The sequence below is a fragment of the Marinomonas sp. PE14-40 genome (genome assembly GCF_051623805.1).
In the GTDB taxonomy this organism is placed as follows: domain Bacteria; phylum Pseudomonadota; class Gammaproteobacteria; order Pseudomonadales; family Marinomonadaceae; genus Marinomonas.
Genome location: NZ_CP130700.1, coordinates 4,095,725 through 4,111,075 on the forward strand (window position 1 = coordinate 4,095,725; position 15,351 = coordinate 4,111,075).

The 15,351-nt window shown below is 41.5% G+C and carries 17 protein-coding genes and 1 other RNA gene; 12 read left to right on the forward strand and 6 right to left on the reverse strand.

Annotated elements, in window-relative coordinates; genetic code table 11:
• Nucleotide 1: 1 nt before the first annotated feature.
• Genes gspG through gspM form a run of 7 tightly spaced genes read left to right on the forward strand, consistent with a single transcriptional unit; the run spans nucleotide 2 to nucleotide 4,989 of the window.
• Complete coding sequence (gene gspG / locus Q0A08_RS18880) at nucleotides 2–469, forward strand: type II secretion system major pseudopilin GspG (RefSeq protein ID WP_438463015.1); 468 nt, start codon at nucleotides 2–4, stop codon at nucleotides 467–469.
• Nucleotides 470–510: 41 nt separating this feature from the next.
• Nucleotides 511–1,044 carry a type II secretion system protein gene (locus Q0A08_RS18885; RefSeq protein WP_438463016.1) on the forward strand — a complete coding sequence of 178 codons (534 nt, stop codon included), beginning with the start codon at nucleotides 511–513 and terminating at the stop codon, nucleotides 1,042–1,044.
• A complete protein-coding gene (gene gspI / locus Q0A08_RS18890) occupies nucleotides 1,019–1,414 on the forward strand; it encodes a type II secretion system minor pseudopilin GspI (RefSeq protein WP_438463017.1) in 396 nt (131 codons plus the stop codon). Before Q0A08_RS18885 ends, gspI begins: the two co-directional genes overlap by 26 nt.
• The gene (gene gspJ / locus Q0A08_RS18895) at nucleotides 1,414–2,118 is read left to right on the forward strand and encodes a type II secretion system minor pseudopilin GspJ (protein WP_438463018.1); all 705 of its coding nucleotides are present in this window, start codon (nucleotides 1,414–1,416) and stop codon (nucleotides 2,116–2,118) included. The genes gspI and gspJ overlap by 1 nt, the downstream gene beginning before the upstream one ends.
• Nucleotides 2,108–3,112 carry a type II secretion system minor pseudopilin GspK gene (gspK, locus tag Q0A08_RS18900; RefSeq protein ID WP_438463019.1) on the forward strand — a complete coding sequence of 335 codons (1,005 nt, stop codon included), beginning with the start codon at nucleotides 2,108–2,110 and terminating at the stop codon, nucleotides 3,110–3,112. Before gspJ ends, gspK begins: the two co-directional genes overlap by 11 nt.
• A 57-nt stretch (nucleotides 3,113–3,169) precedes the next feature.
• Nucleotides 3,170–4,474: a type II secretion system protein GspL gene (gspL, locus tag Q0A08_RS18905; protein ID WP_438463020.1), complete on the forward strand. Its 1,305-nt coding sequence runs from the start codon at nucleotides 3,170–3,172 to the stop codon at nucleotides 4,472–4,474.
• Nucleotides 4,474–4,989 (forward strand): type II secretion system protein GspM, encoded by a 516-nt coding sequence (gspM, locus tag Q0A08_RS18910; protein ID WP_438463021.1) that lies wholly within the window; start codon nucleotides 4,474–4,476, stop codon nucleotides 4,987–4,989. Before gspL ends, gspM begins: the two co-directional genes overlap by 1 nt.
• 18 nt (nucleotides 4,990–5,007) lie before the next feature.
• On the opposite strand, the gene Q0A08_RS18915 is transcribed toward gspM, so the two are convergent.
• From Q0A08_RS18915 to Q0A08_RS18925, 3 genes are all read right to left on the reverse strand, one after another.
• On the reverse strand, nucleotides 5,008–5,583 hold the full coding sequence (locus Q0A08_RS18915) for a 5-formyltetrahydrofolate cyclo-ligase (protein ID WP_438463022.1): 576 nt from the start codon (nucleotides 5,581–5,583) through the stop codon (nucleotides 5,008–5,010).
• Between the two features lie 4 nt (nucleotides 5,584–5,587).
• Nucleotides 5,588–5,765: non-coding RNA, 6S RNA (ssrS, locus tag Q0A08_RS18920), on the reverse strand.
• A 136-nt stretch (nucleotides 5,766–5,901) separates the two neighbouring features.
• Nucleotides 5,902–6,195 carry a cell division protein ZapA gene (locus tag Q0A08_RS18925; protein WP_009832827.1) on the reverse strand — a complete coding sequence of 98 codons (294 nt, stop codon included), beginning with the start codon at nucleotides 6,193–6,195 and terminating at the stop codon, nucleotides 5,902–5,904.
• Between the two features lie 145 nt (nucleotides 6,196–6,340).
• Between Q0A08_RS18925 and prfB the strand changes: the two genes are divergently transcribed.
• From prfB to hisC, 3 genes are all read left to right on the forward strand, one after another.
• A protein-coding gene (gene prfB, locus Q0A08_RS18930; protein WP_438463023.1) for a peptide chain release factor 2 occupies nucleotides 6,341–7,436 on the forward strand; the annotation gives its coding sequence in 2 pieces (ribosomal slippage) (nucleotides 6,341–6,412 and nucleotides 6,414–7,436; 1,095 coding nt in all).
• 53 nt (nucleotides 7,437–7,489) lie between these two features.
• Nucleotides 7,490–8,989 (forward strand): lysine--tRNA ligase, encoded by a 1,500-nt coding sequence (gene lysS, locus Q0A08_RS18935; RefSeq protein WP_438463024.1) that lies wholly within the window; start codon nucleotides 7,490–7,492, stop codon nucleotides 8,987–8,989.
• Nucleotides 8,990–9,113: 124 nt separating this feature from the next.
• Nucleotides 9,114–10,190: a histidinol-phosphate transaminase gene (gene hisC, locus Q0A08_RS18940; protein ID WP_438463025.1), complete on the forward strand. Its 1,077-nt coding sequence runs from the start codon at nucleotides 9,114–9,116 to the stop codon at nucleotides 10,188–10,190.
• A gap of 90 nt (nucleotides 10,191–10,280) precedes the next feature.
• Here hisC and dxs read toward each other — a convergent pair whose 3' ends face one another.
• The 3 genes from dxs to Q0A08_RS18955 are packed head-to-tail and all read right to left on the reverse strand — an operon-like array spanning nucleotide 10,281 to nucleotide 13,374.
• On the reverse strand, nucleotides 10,281–12,206 hold the full coding sequence (dxs, locus tag Q0A08_RS18945) for a 1-deoxy-D-xylulose-5-phosphate synthase (protein WP_438463026.1): 1,926 nt from the start codon (nucleotides 12,204–12,206) through the stop codon (nucleotides 10,281–10,283).
• 47 nt (nucleotides 12,207–12,253) lie between these two features.
• Complete coding sequence (gene ispA / locus Q0A08_RS18950; RefSeq protein ID WP_438463027.1) at nucleotides 12,254–13,135, reverse strand: (2E,6E)-farnesyl diphosphate synthase; 882 nt, start codon at nucleotides 13,133–13,135, stop codon at nucleotides 12,254–12,256.
• Nucleotides 13,132–13,374, reverse strand: coding sequence for an exodeoxyribonuclease VII small subunit (locus tag Q0A08_RS18955; protein WP_438463028.1), 243 nt, complete (start codon nucleotides 13,372–13,374; stop codon nucleotides 13,132–13,134). The genes ispA and Q0A08_RS18955 overlap by 4 nt, the downstream gene beginning before the upstream one ends.
• Nucleotides 13,375–13,544: 170 nt before the next feature.
• On the opposite strand from Q0A08_RS18955, the gene pomA reads away from it, so the two are divergent.
• Together pomA and Q0A08_RS18965 are read left to right on the forward strand one after the other, a co-directional pair.
• Nucleotides 13,545–14,300 carry a flagellar motor protein PomA gene (gene pomA, locus Q0A08_RS18960; protein ID WP_438463029.1) on the forward strand — a complete coding sequence of 252 codons (756 nt, stop codon included), beginning with the start codon at nucleotides 13,545–13,547 and terminating at the stop codon, nucleotides 14,298–14,300.
• Between the two features lie 30 nt (nucleotides 14,301–14,330).
• Nucleotides 14,331–15,335 (forward strand): flagellar motor protein MotB, encoded by a 1,005-nt coding sequence (locus Q0A08_RS18965; RefSeq protein WP_438463030.1) that lies wholly within the window; start codon nucleotides 14,331–14,333, stop codon nucleotides 15,333–15,335.
• The last annotated feature ends 16 nt before the right edge of the window (nucleotides 15,336–15,351 follow it).

Here is a 15,351-nt window from a genome sequence, read left to right on the forward strand (position 1 = left end):
TATGAATCTAGTAAACCGTAATTTGGCAATGAAAAAACCACGCTCAAAGGCCCAAAAGAAAGGCTTTACCCTACTTGAACTGATGGTGGTCTTAGTTATTCTTGGTGCTCTGATTGGCATGGTTGCGCCTAATATTCTAGGGCGCTCTGATGATGCCAAAGTGTCGGTTGCTAAGACTCAAATTCGTAACCTGATGTCAGCGCTTGATCTGTATAAATTAGATAATGGTAATTATCCAGCGACAGCGCAAGGTTTGGACGCTCTAGTAAGCAAACCTACTGGCTTTCCTGAAGCGAAGAGCTGGAAATCAGGTGGTTATGTGAAAAAACTACCACTAGATCCTTGGGGTAATGATTTTGTTTACATCAGCCCTGGCGCAACAGGTGACTATGACTTGATCGCACTAGGCTCAGATGGCCGTGAAGGTGGTGATGAAAATGCAGCAGACCTAAGTCAGGACGACCTTTAAGGTCTTGGCAATTTTCTCATGACTAAGCTGAGGAAGGTGATATGAAACGTATGATGAAACTCTCCTCTAATGCTTTTCAACAAAAAGGTTTTACCCTGCTTGAGCTTATGGTGGTGTTAGTCATCATAGGCAGCCTACTTGGTATGGTGACAGTGGCTTACCAAGTTGATGATGACGAAGAGGTCATTAAGTTAGATGCTCAGTCTGTAAAGTTGTTTTTACAGCATCAAATTGATCAGTCTTGGCTCGATGGTAAAACCTTAGGCGCTAAAGTTAGTGCCAAAGAGATTAATCTATTTGAGTTTGATTTAGAGAACGAAGTCTGGCTTGAAACAGCTATTAATTGGGAGCCTGATGCTGAACAGGTGGAAATTAGTCTCTTGTTGTCTGATACCGAAAAACGTGGCGATATTGCTAAAAGTAGCTTGGCCAGGGAGGTTGATTTGGCCTTTGTTGCCAGTGGTGAATACTCACCTTTTGAGCTTAGTATTCAGATTGTTAACGATACTTCTGATACCCATAGTTTTCTATTAGAGGGAGATGGCGTTAATGCCCTTAAACTTAGCGAAAACTAAAGCAGGTTTTACCCTCATGGAAGTCTTGGTGGCCTTAGTTATATTGGCTTTTGTGAGCTTGGTGTTAGTTCAGGTGACGAGCCAGTCGACCAGTCAGGCTGATTATCTTAAGCGAAAAATGTTAGCTGTTTGGATTGCTCAAGATAGATTAACTTACTTAAAACTGCTTTCAATTAGTGGACAAGAGCTAGAGCTTGGAGATCAAGAGGTTGAACAAGCTAATTTATCTTGGTCAAGTGAAGCCTTAGTCACTAAGACAGCTAATGGCGTCATTACAATTGAAGTGGCGATCTTTCAACCTCCTAGTGCTGAGAACTCTATTTATCGTATGACGGGATTTGTCGCAGCACGAACAGAGGATGATGGTTGATGGCTAATCCTGTGCAGAATCTTCCTATTATGGGGAGAAATGGGTTGAGATCTAAACAGAAAGTTTCCGCTTTCACCTTAGTTGAGATGCTAGTGGTAGTGGGGGTTTTAGGTTTTATTGGTTTAGCAAGTTTTGATATGGCAAGCATGGGTGTCAGAGTTAAACGGGCGTTGATTGATCAAGAAAAAGTCATGTTCGATAGTATTCGTTTATGGCAATGGATTGAACGAGATATGGAGCAGCTTGTTGATCGTACTGTTAGAGATGAATTGGGTGAGTACGAGTTCTCCCTCAAATTAGACAATGGCAAACTAGACTTTACTAAAGCGGGTTGGATTAATCCTTTAGGCGTTAATCGATCTGAGCTACAAAGAGTCCGTTATGAATATGATGAATCAGAGGGCTTATTAAAGCGCACTTTTTGGCGTGTTCTAGATAAAGAGCAGGATGTTGAAACTCTGGTTCAAGAGTTTGACGGAGTTTCGAGCTTTAGCATTAACCTGCTTAATACCGATGTTGAATGGACAGATACTTGGCCGCCAGTCAGTGATGGTACTTTGCCTGGTGAGGCTGAAAAGCCCGCTGATATGCCTTGGGTAGTGCAAATTAATATGGCTACAGAAGGTCTTGGGTTAGTGAGCCGTATGTTTGCTGTACCTAGTTACCCTTTTAACTATGATGCTGATGAAAAAGATGACGGTTAAAAGAGTGAAGCGACCTAATCGCTTGATAAGTGCTAGCCAAAGCCGAGGTGTTGCTTTAATTATGGCTTTGATGGTTTTTGCCTTAGTCGCCGCAATTGCCGCTAGCATTATGTCCCAGTTAGCAAGAGAGCGAAGCTTGCTTGATCAGATGCAATCTACCGCAGCCTTGAAGCAACAGTTGTTGGGCGGTGAGTCTTGGGCTAGGTATGCTTTTGCAAAGTTAGATGAGTCTGAGTTACCGAATCTTGAAGGGTCTCGCTGGGTTCTTTTAGATCAAAACTTTGCACTAGATAATCCAGGTGACTCAATGCGAGTTGTCGTGGTTGATAGGCAGGGTTGTTATAACGTAAACCGTCTAGCTGATGAAGCGCTTAGTAATGCCGCGTTATCTGAGGTTAAGCGTTTGTTTGCCAGCTTAAGTGTCGATAGTGCTCTAGCGGAACCATTAAAAGATTGGCTTGATAAAGATCAGGACATTACGGGAAGTGATGGTCATGAAGATGAATATTATCTGGGGTTAACGCCAGCTTATAGAACTTCAGATAGCCGACTGATTAGTGAGACTGAGTTTGATTTATTACAATGGGATGATGAAACTAAAACGAGTTTAATACCTTGGCTTTGCCTTTGGCCTGAGAACCTAGGCATTAATGTGAATCGTATGAGTGAAGAACTATTGGTGTCTATGATTGACAACATTAGTACTCAACACAAAGAAGCTATATTAGCGCAAATGGAAAGTAGCGGCTTTGAAACACTTGATGACTTTTTAAATAATACGAACCTCACCAGTTATAGTCTCGAAAAAACGGATTGGCGCAAAGATATTCTGTTGGTCGATGTCTTTGTTGATGTCACCTTAGATGATCGTTCTATGTCTTTGCATAGCAAGTTATATCAATCAGAAGATGGCCCAGTGATTAGTTATTATCGTGCTTATGGGCCGAATAAGAAACTGCAAAAAATGTTTGGGATCGAAGCATTAGAAGAGTAATGCACGATGGTTAAATAGGATGAATCTTTAAATGAAGCAGCAATTAGGTAGTGGGAAATGAATCGCCTTTATATTAGGACTATTGAAGCCCAATCTGAAACAAACTCAGAGGAAGAGGTGCGTACTTATGCTCTTGCCGATCAGTTTGAATGGCTATTGTTAGCGCCAAGTTCAGATGTACTTAATGCAGGTAAGGATAAAACCGCGGCTCAATTACAAGAGGCCTTGAAAGAGCTAAACCTAACCTATGGCGAGCTGATTTTTATACCGCCCGAGCATAGGGTTCAAGTAAGACGAGTTGAATTAGCTAAAGGGCAGCATCGTCATGCAGGGCAAGTCATTCCGTTTTTGTTAGAAGAGAGCCTTGGTCAGTCTCCTGATGAACTGCATTACACTCTCTTGAATAAATCTGATAAAGATCATCAATGGGTGAGTGTGGTTGCAAAAGAGGTGATGAATTCTTGGGTACAAGATTTAACGGATATGGGGTGGCAGCATGCTTGTATTTTAGCTGTGAACAATATGTTGCCATTTTGGCCTGAACAAGATGGTGACATAGACTTTATTTTTACCTCAACTGATAATTTACTTTATAAAGATCAGGATTCCGTTTCCTGTTTACCTCTATCAGCTCAGTCATTTTTACCGAAACGAGAAAAGTATCAAGTTTGTTGTGATCTAGATACTCAAGAAGACTTTCAGGTATTGGCTGGCTCGCTTGATATTGTTTCTCCATGGTCAAATCATCGCGCTAATGAAAAAGGCAAACTAGAAACTTGGCTATATGTCGTGGCTACTAAAGTACAGACCAATAGCCAATTCTTTATGTCGAATCTTTGCCATGGTGAATTCGGAAGGCAAACTCAAGTGCTTACACGATTAAAACCATGGATTTGGGTGCTTGTTTTTGCCCTGTTTAGCTTAGGTACAGAGCTTTATCTAACGATAAAGAAAACCAATGAATTGAATGCACAAGCAGACACTATTTATCAGAAATCCAGTCAAGCCTTTTTAAAACTCGCGCCGGATGAAGGGCGAGTATCATATTTGGATAGGCAGATTAAAGGACGGATTCAAAGGGCGAAGCAAGGCCTAGGGCAAACTAAGAAATCCTTAACTGTATACGAAGTGATGGCTATGGTTGACCAAGTTAGAGCTAAGGTCGCTGGTGAACATCGTATTACTAAGTTCGATTATGCCAATCAAGAGTATCGTTTAGACTGGCAGGCTGAGCAAAGGGAAGTGCTAGATGCAATTCAGTCTGCTCTTGAGAAAGAGCCATTAGAGGTGGTTTTTGAACAAGTAGCAAAACGAGGTGAAAAGTATGTGGCTTCAATTAAATTGAAAGCGGAGACGAAATAATGGCTTGGTTAGAGGCACAAATCCGAAACAGTAGCCTGCTTTATCCCATCGTTCAAAAGTATCAAGCGCTTTCGAAAAGAGAGCAAAAGCTGGTGGCAGTCATGTCTCTTGTGATACTGCTTTATTTGATTTACGCCAGTCTTTGGTTACCTATTCATGAAAGGCAAATTGCTGCTCAAAAAAAATTAGATGCCAATTTAAAAACCTACTATTTATTAGTTGAGAATGCGGCTTTATTAAATGCTAATCAGGCAGATCAAGGCATAGTGTTAGAGGATAGAAGTGGCCAAGCCTTACAAGCGTTAGTAAGTCGTACTATGCGTAAGCAAAAACTGGTCGCACAACGTATGAATCTAGATGGTGACAGTCGTTTACAAGTGTGGGTTGAGAATACCTCGTACTCAGAAGTTAGTAAGTGGTTAGCAGAGCTTGCCAAAAATAAAGTAGCTATTTTTAGTGTTCAATTTGCAAGTCGTGAGCTTGGTATGGTGGATATGCGTTTAACCTTGGATTAAACGCATTACATCTCTACCTTAAATCTTGTTCGTTTTGAGATAGAGAGAGTCTGTGGCGATGGCATCTAGAGGTACATCCCAACTCTCAATAGGTAAAGATTCAACTTTCTGGCATTCATGCGCTAATCCGACAAGGTGTGATTTTCGGCTGGCAAAAGTCTTATCATAATATCCTCCTCCCATACCTAATCTTCCTCCTAATACATCAAATCCAACTAATGGCATAAATACTAGTTGCATCTCAGTACCCGTTAGAGGTTTTTTATCGATAGGTTCGGCAATATTAAACTGGTTTTTTTGCCATTCGCATTTGTCGTGATAATGAGCAAAGACTAGCGTTTCGCCATTGATGCAAGGTAGGTAAGTGTCTATATTTTTTTGCCATAACCAGTTACAGATATGGTGAGGTGATATCTCGCCATCATTCGCTAAGTAAAGTGCTACCTTGTCGTTAGCCTTAAGCTGAGTGAGAGGGGAATCAAGATTTTGTTTTAGCTGTTCGAATAAATTAAGTGCAGCGGATTCTTGTTGTGTTTGAGTAAGAGCGTTACGATTTTGTCTTAATTGAGAGCGTAAAGTACTGCGCAGAGTCATGATAGGGTTTCCCAAGTTGCCGCACCGACTATAGGCCTTGAACCCAGTGGTTCAAGGAGGAAAGAATCGAGATTTTTAAGGCTTTCCGACGCACGGACATGCACACCAAACCCACAGACTCTTTCCAGGAGTATACTCATAGGCTCAAGGGCGTTAAGCCGATTCGTACAACCCAGGAAACGGGCAGAGTATAATGTAAAAAAAATAAAAAAACACCAGTGATACACTTTTTTCAAAGCATTCTAAAACATAAAATATTCTGATTGAATGCTTTGTAATCAAGGCTGTTTAAAGCCTGATCAATGAGTTAGCTAAAAGTTAACCCGCTTTAGATTTATTTGTTAACGCTGTGTCTAGTTGTGAGGTTAATTCTCGCAACTGTTGTTCATTTTTGCGTGTGTATTTACGACTTGAAAGCATGTCGTGAGTAATGTTTAGGGCTGCGATAATAGCGATTTTTTCCATGCCAATAATTTTGCCGCTCGCTTTAATTTCTCGCATTTGATTATTAAGATATTCTGCCGCATCTTGCAGTTCTGACTCGTGCCCTTTAGGGCAGCTTATCTTAAATTCTTGACCCAGAATGTCGACTGAGACAGTTGGTTTTTCCATGATGATACCTTTTTATTAATCCGGCCTTAAAAAATGGTTTATTTTTAAGCATTGTAAGGCTAATAGGATTTTATGATGCTGGTAAATTCGTTACAATCGCAAGTTACGAATATTTACCCTGATTTATAGCAAATTGAAGCCGAGTATGGAAATCAATCCGATCATATCTAAGATAAAAGAACTGTCTGAGCGCTCCCTGACTCTTAGGGGGTATCTTTGACTATGAAACAAAGCAAGAAAGACTTGAAGAAGTAACCCGAGAACTTGAGGACCCAGATGTCTGGAATGACCCAGATTATGCCCAAAAGTTAGGGAAAGAACGCGCTGCACTTGAAGATGTTGTCAGTGTGTTAGATAACATGTCTAGTGGCTTAGTGGATGCTAAAGAACTACTGGAAATGGCCGTTGAAGAAGACGATGAAGATTCGGTTGAAGCAGTCACTCTAGAACTTGAAGAACTCGAGGCACAATTAGCCAAATTAGAGTTTAGACGCATGTTCTCTCAAGAGATGGATCCAACTAATGCCTTTCTTGATATTCAGGCTGGATCTGGTGGTACAGAAGCTCAAGATTGGGCCAATATGTTACTGCGTATGTACCTCCGTTGGGGTGAAGATAAAGGCTTTAAAGTTGAGTTAATGGAAGTCTCTGCCGGTGATGTTGCAGGCATAAAATCTGCCACCATACGTTTTGAAGGTGAGTATGCCTTCGGATGGTTAAGAACAGAAACTGGGGTTCATCGCCTTGTTCGAAAATCACCTTTTGATTCTGGTAGTCGTCGCCATACTTCTTTCGCATCAGTTTTCTTATCGCCTGAAATTGATGACAATGTGGAAATTGAGATCAATCCAGCAGACATTCGAACAGATACTTATCGTTCATCTGGTGCGGGTGGTCAGCACGTAAACACCACAGACTCAGCTGTGCGTATTACTCATATGCCCACAGGGATAGTTGTACAATGTCAAAACCAGCGTTCGCAACATGCGAACCGTGACTTTGCCATGAAGCAGTTACGTGCCAAGCTCTATGAGTTTGAGATGAAAAAACGTACCGAAGCAGCCCAAGCTGTGGAAGATACAAAATCTGATATTGGATGGGGCAGCCAGATACGCTCTTACGTACTAGACTCATCCCGTATTAAGGATTTGCGAACCGGTGTTGAAAGTTCAAATACAGGTTCAGTGTTAGACGGAAACCTAGATCAATTTATTGTCGCGAGTTTGAAGCAGGGCTTGTAGCTTAAGCTGAAATACCCCGACTAAAACATTTTAATATGAGAATTTAAAACACCATGGCCAATGAAAACAGCCCAGAACAAAACGCTACTGAAGATAATAAATTGATTGCAGAGCGTCGCGCTAAATTAAATAGCATTCGTGAGCAGAGAAATGCTTACCCTAACGATTTCCGTCGTGACGCATACGCAGAAGATTTACAAAAAGAATTTGCTGATAAAGAAAAACCAGAACTAGAAGCGTTAGATCATAAAGTAAGTATTGCTGGCCGTATTGTACGTAACCGTGGTGCTTTTATGTTGCTACAAGATATGTCTGGTCAGATTCAGGCGTATGTAAACCGTAAAGCCTTAAGTCCAGAATTACTTGCTGATCAAAAAACTTGGGATCTAGGTGATATCGTAGGTATTAAAGGTCCTGTGCATAAATCTGGTAAAGGTGATCTTTATGTAGATATGCAAGAAGCTGTTTTATTAACTAAAGCCTTACGTCCATTACCTGATAAGCATAAAGGCTTGGCAGATATGGAAACTCGCTATCGCCAGCGTTATGTAGACCTTATAGTTAATGAAGAGTCTCGTAAGACTTTCCAAATGCGTTCACAAATTGTGTCTACTATTCGTCGCTTTCTAGAAGATCGTCGTTTTACTGAAGTTGAAACGCCTATGATGCAAACGATTCCAGGTGGTGCTTCAGCGCGTCCTTTCGTGACTCATCATAATGCGATGGACATGCAAATGTTCTTGCGTATTGCTCCTGAGCTTTATCTAAAGCGTTTGGTTGTTGGCGGTTTTGAGCGAGTTTTCGAAATTAACCGTAACTTCAGAAACGAAGGTGTTTCAACTCGTCATAATCCAGAATTTACTATGATTGAATTCTACCAGGCTTATGCGGATTACAAAGATCTAATGGATCTGACAGAAGCTATGCTGCGTGATGTTGCTGAAAAAGTACTAGGTACAACCAAGGTTACTTACCAAGGTTCTGAGTATGATTTTGGTGCACCATTTATTCGTATGACCATGGTTGAGTCTATTTTGCACTACAACCCAGAACTAACCGAAGCAGATATCAGTACGCTAGAAGCAGCGACAGAAGTAGCTAAAAAATTAGGTATTCAGGTTAAGCCTATTTGGGGGCTTGGCAAGCTGCAAACTGAAATCTTTGAAGAGACTGCTGAATCTAAGTTAGACCAGCCAACTTTTATCACAGCTTACCCTGCAGAAGTGTCTCCTTTGGCTCGCCGTAATGATGATAACCCTTTCATTACTGATCGTTTTGAGTTCTTTGTAGGTGGTCGTGAGATTGCTAACGGTTTCTCTGAGCTTAACGATCCAGAAGATCAAGCTGATCGCTTTAATAAGCAGGTTGCTGAAAAAGATGCCGGTGATGATGAAGCCATGCATTTTGATGCAGACTATATCAATGCACTTGAGCATGGTTTGCCACCAACTGCTGGTGAAGGTATTGGTATCGACCGTTTGGTTATGTTGTTTACTGATGCGCCTTCTATCCGTGACGTTATCTTGTTCCCGCATATGCGTCGCCAAGACTAGTCTAGAGAGCCCTTAAGCTAAACAATAAGGCCTCTTTTGAGGCCTTATTTATTTCTACTACCGTTTTTTAAAATATGATTAGCCCAAATGCATTATTCGTATCTGGGTTCTTTTGGAGAGGATAATGAGTCGTTTTTGGACCAATAAAATCGCAAACCTAGACCCTTATGTGCCAGGTGAGCAGCCGCAAGATAAGCAGTATATAAAACTTAATACCAATGAGAGTCCTTATGGACCGTCGCCTAAAGCGATTGCGGCCATGCAAGAGCAAGTGAGTGATGATTTACGTCTATACCCAGACCCTAACTGCATGCAGCTTAAAACCGCCTTAGCAAATGCTTATGAACTTAATACCAAGCAGGTGTTTGTTGGTAATGGTTCTGATGAAGTATTGGCATTGGCTTTTATGGGGTACTTCACCTCAAATGAAGGTCAAACTAAACCACTCGCATTTGCTGATATTACCTATAGCTTTTATAAAGTTTACGCAAACTTGTATGACATAGAGCCTAAGTTGATTCCTTTAACGTCAAGTTTTGATATTGATATCAAACACTATCAAAATTTGGATGTATCGGGTGTTGTCATTACTAATCCTAATGCCCCAACAGGTAAAGCATTACCTTTGGCTGATATTGAGCAGGTGCTGATTGCTAACCCAGATAAAGTGGTTCTTGTGGATGAAGCCTATGTCGATTTTGGTGCTCAAAGTGCTGCGAGTTTAGTGAATCAGTATGCAAACTTGTTAGTAGTACAAACCTTGTCTAAATCGCGCGCTTTGGCAGGAATTCGAGTCGGTTATGCATTAGGGCACCCAGATCTAATTGAGGGTTTAGAAAGGCTTAAAAACTCTTTTAATAGCTACCCAATTGATAGAGTTGCACTGGCTGGTGCAACGGCATCTGTTGAAGACAGTGATTATCTGGCTGACTTGTGTAATAAAACGATTAAAACGCGAGAAGTAACGAGTCAGGCGCTTGAGGCGTTAGGTTTTTCCATTATTCCTTCTTCAACCAACTTTGTGTTTGTGACTCATCCGGATTACGACGCACAAAATATTTATTTGGCCCTTAAAGATGCAGGCATACTAGTGAGATATTTTGGTAAGAAAGCCAGAATAGAACAGTATTTGCGTATTACGATAGGGACTGATGCTGAAATGGAAACATTAATGACAGCTTTGAAAAAGGTTTGTGCTTAACAAAAAATGGCTCTGGTTGCTCTTGTTCTTAGTTAGAGCCTAGAGCCATTTTTTAAAGAATGCTGCTTCGTGAATGTTGCCTGTTAGAGCTTATAGTTCAACAGCTGGCATTGCTTGGGTGCTCTTTAAACTTGCTACCTTGTCTTCAATACTTTTCTGAATGCTATCTTTATCAAGACCAACACGCTTTAGCATAGCGCTATGGCTTGCATGTTCTTCGTACTGATCTGCAAGTCCAATATGCAAGGTTGGACACTGAATATTTTTAGAAAGTAAGAACTCACTAACGGCTGATCCTGCGCCACCCATTACAGCATTCTCTTCGACGGTAACGACGAGTTTATCGCCCGCTAGCTTGAGAAGAGTAGCTTCATCGAGCGGTTTAACAAAACGCATATCCAATAATGTAGCATCAAGCGCTTGAGCCGCTTGCATAGCTGCATGCGTAGGGCTGCCGAATCCACAAATAAGAATGTTTGCTTTTCCGGTATGTAAGGTGCGAGATTTACCAATCGTTAAAGTACTTAAACTTGGGTCAATGTCAGCGCCAATTCCTGTGCCTCTTGGATAGCGAACAGCAGCTGGGCCTTTGTGCAAATAGCCTGTGTGCAGCATTTTACGGCACTCATCTTCATCAGAAGGGGCCATAACAAGCATGTTTGGAATACAACGCAAATAGCTTAGGTCATAAACGCCTGCGTGGGTGGGTCCATCTTCACCCACTAAGCCTGCTCTATCAATGGCAAACAACACATCAAGATTTTGCAGTGCGACATCATGAATTAGCTGGTCATATGCTCTTTGTAAGAAGGTCGAGTAAATAGCGACAACAGGTTTAACACCATCGCATGCCATACCTGCAGCTAAGGTGACAGCGTGTTGTTCTGCAATAGCGACATCAAAATAGCGGTCAGGGAAGCGATCTGCAAATTCGATTAAGTCCGAACCTTCTTTCATCGCAGGAGTAATGGCCATTAAGCTCTTATCTTGCTCTGCGGCATCACATAACCAACGGCCAAAAATATTACTGTATTTAGGTTTGCTCTTAGTGCTTTCAGATTTTGCTTTGGTTGCAGGTTCTGCTTCTGGCTCAATCTTATTGATTGCATGGTATCCAATGGGGTCGCCTTCAGCTGGCTCAAACCCTTTGCCTTTCTGAGTGATGACATGCAATAACTGAGGGCCAGATCTGTCTTTCATGTTAGATATAGTGGTCAATAAAAGATCGATATCATGACCATCAATAGGGCCAATATAATTGAAACCGAGCTCTTCGAATAAGGTACCAGGTGCAACCATGCCTTTCATATGCTCTTCTGCTTTACGGGCAAGTTCTAGTGCTGAAGGCAGGCCTTTTAAAACTTTGCGACCACTTTCACGCACAGTATCATAGGTTTTGCTTGCCCAAATACGAGCAAAATACTTAGATAAAGCGCCTACCGGTTTAGAGATGGACATTTTATTGTCATTCAGTATGACCATCATGTCTGCATTGACATCACCTGCGTGATTTAGGGCTTCAAATGCCATACCGGCTGACATAGCGCCATCACCAATGATAGCCACGGCTTTGCGATCAATCCCCATGCGGTTCGCAGCAATCGACATGCCTAAAGCTGCGCCAATTGAGGTACTCGAATGACCTACCCCAAAGGTGTCGAATTCACTTTCATCTCGCTTCGGGAAGCCTGAAATGCCATGTTCGTGACGAATGTTAAGAAGTTCTTCACGTCTACCAGTCAAAATTTTATGAGGGTAGGTTTGATGGCCCACATCCCAAACAAGTCTGTCATCTGGGGTGTTATAAATATAGTGAAGTGCCACAGTCAGTTCGATGACCCCAAGACCTGCGCCAAAGTGCCCACCTGTTTGACCAACACTGTACAACATAAATTCACGTAACTGACTGATAAGTACAGTTAGCTGATCTTTAGATAGCTCTCTTAAATCAGCTGGTGAGTTGATTTGGTCTAATAATGGCGTACTAGGACGCTGTGTAGGAATTTCTTCGAACATGGGCAAGTTATTTATTCACTTTAATGTCAAATTGGCGCGCTAGTATATCAGTGGTTACGGTCAATAATATAGTTAGCTAGCTCTGTTAATGGTCGGCTTTTATCACCAAACTCTGTAATTTGTGCAAGCGCTTCCTGATGAAGTCTTAAAACTAAGGCCTTTGCGCCATCTAGTCCTAATAGTTTTGGATAGGTCGCTTTATTCGCTTCAGCATCTGAAAACTGTGTTTTACCCAGTGTTTCAGTGTCGCTCGTTAGATCAATGATGTCGTCTTGTACTTGAAAAGCCAACCCAATGGCATGGGCATAGGCGTCTAACTTGGCTAATACCTCAGGGTCAGGATTAGCGGTTGATAACGCCCCCATTCTAACACTGGCTTTAATAAGAGCACCGGTTTTATGAAGGTGCATTAACTCTAATTCAGCAAGACTAATGTTCTTATTCTCTGAACTTAGGTCAATCATCTGACCTGTGATCATGCCATGGCGGCCAGATGCCTGAGTGAGCTCTTGAATAAGGGTTAATTGCTTAGCCACATTATTTAAATCTGCCTGAGATAATAGTTCAAAAGCAAAGGTTTGCAGTGCATCACCTGCTAAAATTGCCGTCGCCTCATCAAATTGTATATGACAGGTTGGCTTTCCGCGCCTAAGATTATCATCATCCATGGCAGGTAAATCGTCATGAATAAGAGAGTAAGCATGGATGGATTCAATGCTTGCTGCAGCGGCGTCAGTAAGTGAAGAAATATCACCCATAAGCTGTGCACTCGCGTAAGCTAGCATAGGGCGAATTCGTTTACCGCCATTAAAAAGGCTGTAACGCATAGCATTATGTAGTTGATTTGCAGCTTCATAATCGCTAAGTTGTTGTTCTAAATATTGATCGACACGGTCTTGAGTATAAGTAGAAAATTGCTTTAGGTTCACTGATTAGCTTCCGGATCAAAAGGCTCTAAGCTTTCATTGCCTTGTTGTTCAAGCAAAATTTGTACTTTTTGCTCTGCTTGAGTGAGCACTGTTTGGCAATCTTTACTAAGTTTGACACCTTTTTCAAATGCTTTTAAAGCATCTTCTAAGGATAATTGATTTGACTCTAATTGACTGACAATGCTGTCTAATTCGACCAAATTATCTTCGAAGTGTCGAACGCTGGTTTTACGTGACATGGCTGGCTCTCTATAAAAGACTACATTTTGTAACAGAAAATCGAAAATTCTTCGAGCTTTCTGTCGTAAGTAATACAAAAATCTAAAGTAAGGGTCTAACCCTATCTCGTTACTTTAGTTTAGAATTGTACCAAGTTTGGCATAGCAATCTACTCGGTTAGGAGACTAGTTTGGATTTAGCAACGTTAGTCGGTTTGATTGGATCCTTTGCGATCATCATTTCGGCAATTATATTAGGTGGATCGGCTGGGATGTTTTTGGACCCTGCTTCTATCCTAATTGTTTTAATAGGTTCTACCTTTGTTGTATTAATGCAGTATCCACTGAGTCAGTTCCTTGGCGCAGGTAAAGTCGCAGCGAAAGCTTTTATGTTCAAGAGTGTTCCTCTTGATGCATTGATTGATGAAATTTTTAACCTTGCTGATGCAGCCCGTAAAGGCGGTCTTTTATCCTTAGAGGGAATGGATGTTAGTCATCCATTCATGTCTAAAGGTATTCAGATGCTTGTGGATGGTCATGATGGCTCTGTGGTTAAAAGCCAGATGAGCAAAGATATGAAAATGGCATTTGAACGACATGATGCCGGTGCAAAAGTTTTTAAAGCCCTTGGTGACACAGGCCCAGCGATGGGAATGATAGGAACACTAATTGGTTTGGTACAGATGCTAGCAAACATGGATGACCCCAAGTCCATCGGCCCTGCGATGGCGGTTGCTCTGTTAACAACGCTTTATGGTGCCATGTTAGCGAACATGTTGGCATTACCATTACAAGCTAAGCTTGAGAAGCGTGCCCATGAAGAATTAATGGCACAACAACTTATTATTGATGCTTTGCTTGCTATTCAAGCAGGTCAAAACCCTCGTGTAATTGATGGTTTATTGAAAACCTATATTGCCGAAGGCAAACGTATTGAACGTGAATAAAAGCAATTTAGCCGCTGGATAACCTAACTCATGAGTGATGAAGAAGAACCGGATTGCCCCGAATGTATTGAGGGGCTTCCTGCCTACATGGGAACATTTGCCGACTTAATGTCGCTATTAATGTGTTTCTTTGTATTGCTACTGTCTTTTGCCGAAATGGATGTATTAAAGTTCAAGCAGCTTGCAGGTTCTATGCGAGAAGCTTTTGGTGTGCAAAAGCAAATTGAAGCTAAGTCTATCCCGACAGGTACTTCTATTATTGCTCAAGAGTTTAGTCCGGGTAAGCCTGAACCTACGCCTATTAATGAAGTTCGTCAGAAAGTGGATGAAAGACCAGAAAATACGCTTGAAGTATTATGTAAGCCTGGTGAGTCTGAGTTAAATGAAAAAGAGGGTGCGGGTGCTCAAGGCCAACAACTCGTTGATAAATCATCTGCTGACCTTGAAAGAGAAGAGCAAGTAAAACAAACAGAAGAAGATGCGCAGCAAATATCCTCTGTATTAAGGGAAGAGATTTCAAAAGGTACCGTTGAGGTTGAAACCCAAGAAAGGACGATTACAATTCGATTAAAAGAGAAAGGCTCTTTTGAGTCTGGCTCTGCCGAGCTGAATTTCGACTTTATCCCAATTATCGACATGATTAGAGATGTGCTAATTGGTATACAAGGAACGATTGCAGTTGAAGGGCATACGGATAATATTCCGATTGTCAGCGGTCGTTTTGGATCAAACTGGCAGTTATCATCTGCCCGTGCTATCTCAGTGGCGGAAGAGCTATTTGCAACAGGCCAACTTGAGCAAAAGCGCTTCTCTGTTACAGGTTATGCGGATACTAGGCCGCTAGCACCGAATGACACCTTTTTTAACAGGGCAAGTAATCGTCGTGTTGAATTGATTATTAAGCAAAATGATCTTTCAGAAGCGCGTTTTAATAATGCCTTTGATAGCTTTAATAACGCTTTCCAAAACTCTGAAGTGGAAGGTGATAATGATGATGCAGCTACCTTTGAGCTGACACCAGACGAAATATTTTAAGTATACAAGCTTGATG

Coding starts and splice junctions, on each gene's coding strand:
- gspL (WP_438463020.1), top strand. CDS start 3,170: ATGAATCGCCTTTATATTAGGACTATTGAAGCCCAATCTGAAACAAAC.
- dxs (WP_438463026.1), bottom strand. CDS start 12,206: ATGTTCGAAGAAATTCCTACACAGCGTCCTAGTACGCCATTATTAGAC.
- gspJ (WP_438463018.1), top strand. CDS start 1,414: ATGGCTAATCCTGTGCAGAATCTTCCTATTATGGGGAGAAATGGGTTG.
- gspK (WP_438463019.1), top strand. CDS start 2,108: ATGACGGTTAAAAGAGTGAAGCGACCTAATCGCTTGATAAGTGCTAGC.
- Q0A08_RS18955 (WP_438463028.1), bottom strand. CDS start 13,374: ATGTCACGTAAAACCAGCGTTCGACACTTCGAAGATAATTTGGTCGAA.
- Q0A08_RS18925 (WP_009832827.1), bottom strand. CDS start 6,195: ATGGAAAAACCAACTGTCTCAGTCGACATTCTGGGTCAAGAATTTAAG.
- gspG (WP_438463015.1), top strand. CDS start 2: ATGAATCTAGTAAACCGTAATTTGGCAATGAAAAAACCACGCTCAAAG.
- Q0A08_RS18965 (WP_438463030.1), top strand. CDS start 14,331: ATGAGTGATGAAGAAGAACCGGATTGCCCCGAATGTATTGAGGGGCTT.
- Q0A08_RS18885 (WP_438463016.1), top strand. CDS start 511: ATGAAACGTATGATGAAACTCTCCTCTAATGCTTTTCAACAAAAAGGT.
- lysS (WP_438463024.1), top strand. CDS start 7,490: ATGGCCAATGAAAACAGCCCAGAACAAAACGCTACTGAAGATAATAAA.
- gspI (WP_438463017.1), top strand. CDS start 1,019: ATGCCCTTAAACTTAGCGAAAACTAAAGCAGGTTTTACCCTCATGGAA.
- hisC (WP_438463025.1), top strand. CDS start 9,114: ATGAGTCGTTTTTGGACCAATAAAATCGCAAACCTAGACCCTTATGTG.
- gspM (WP_438463021.1), top strand. CDS start 4,474: ATGGCTTGGTTAGAGGCACAAATCCGAAACAGTAGCCTGCTTTATCCC.
- Q0A08_RS18915 (WP_438463022.1), bottom strand. CDS start 5,583: ATGACTCTGCGCAGTACTTTACGCTCTCAATTAAGACAAAATCGTAAC.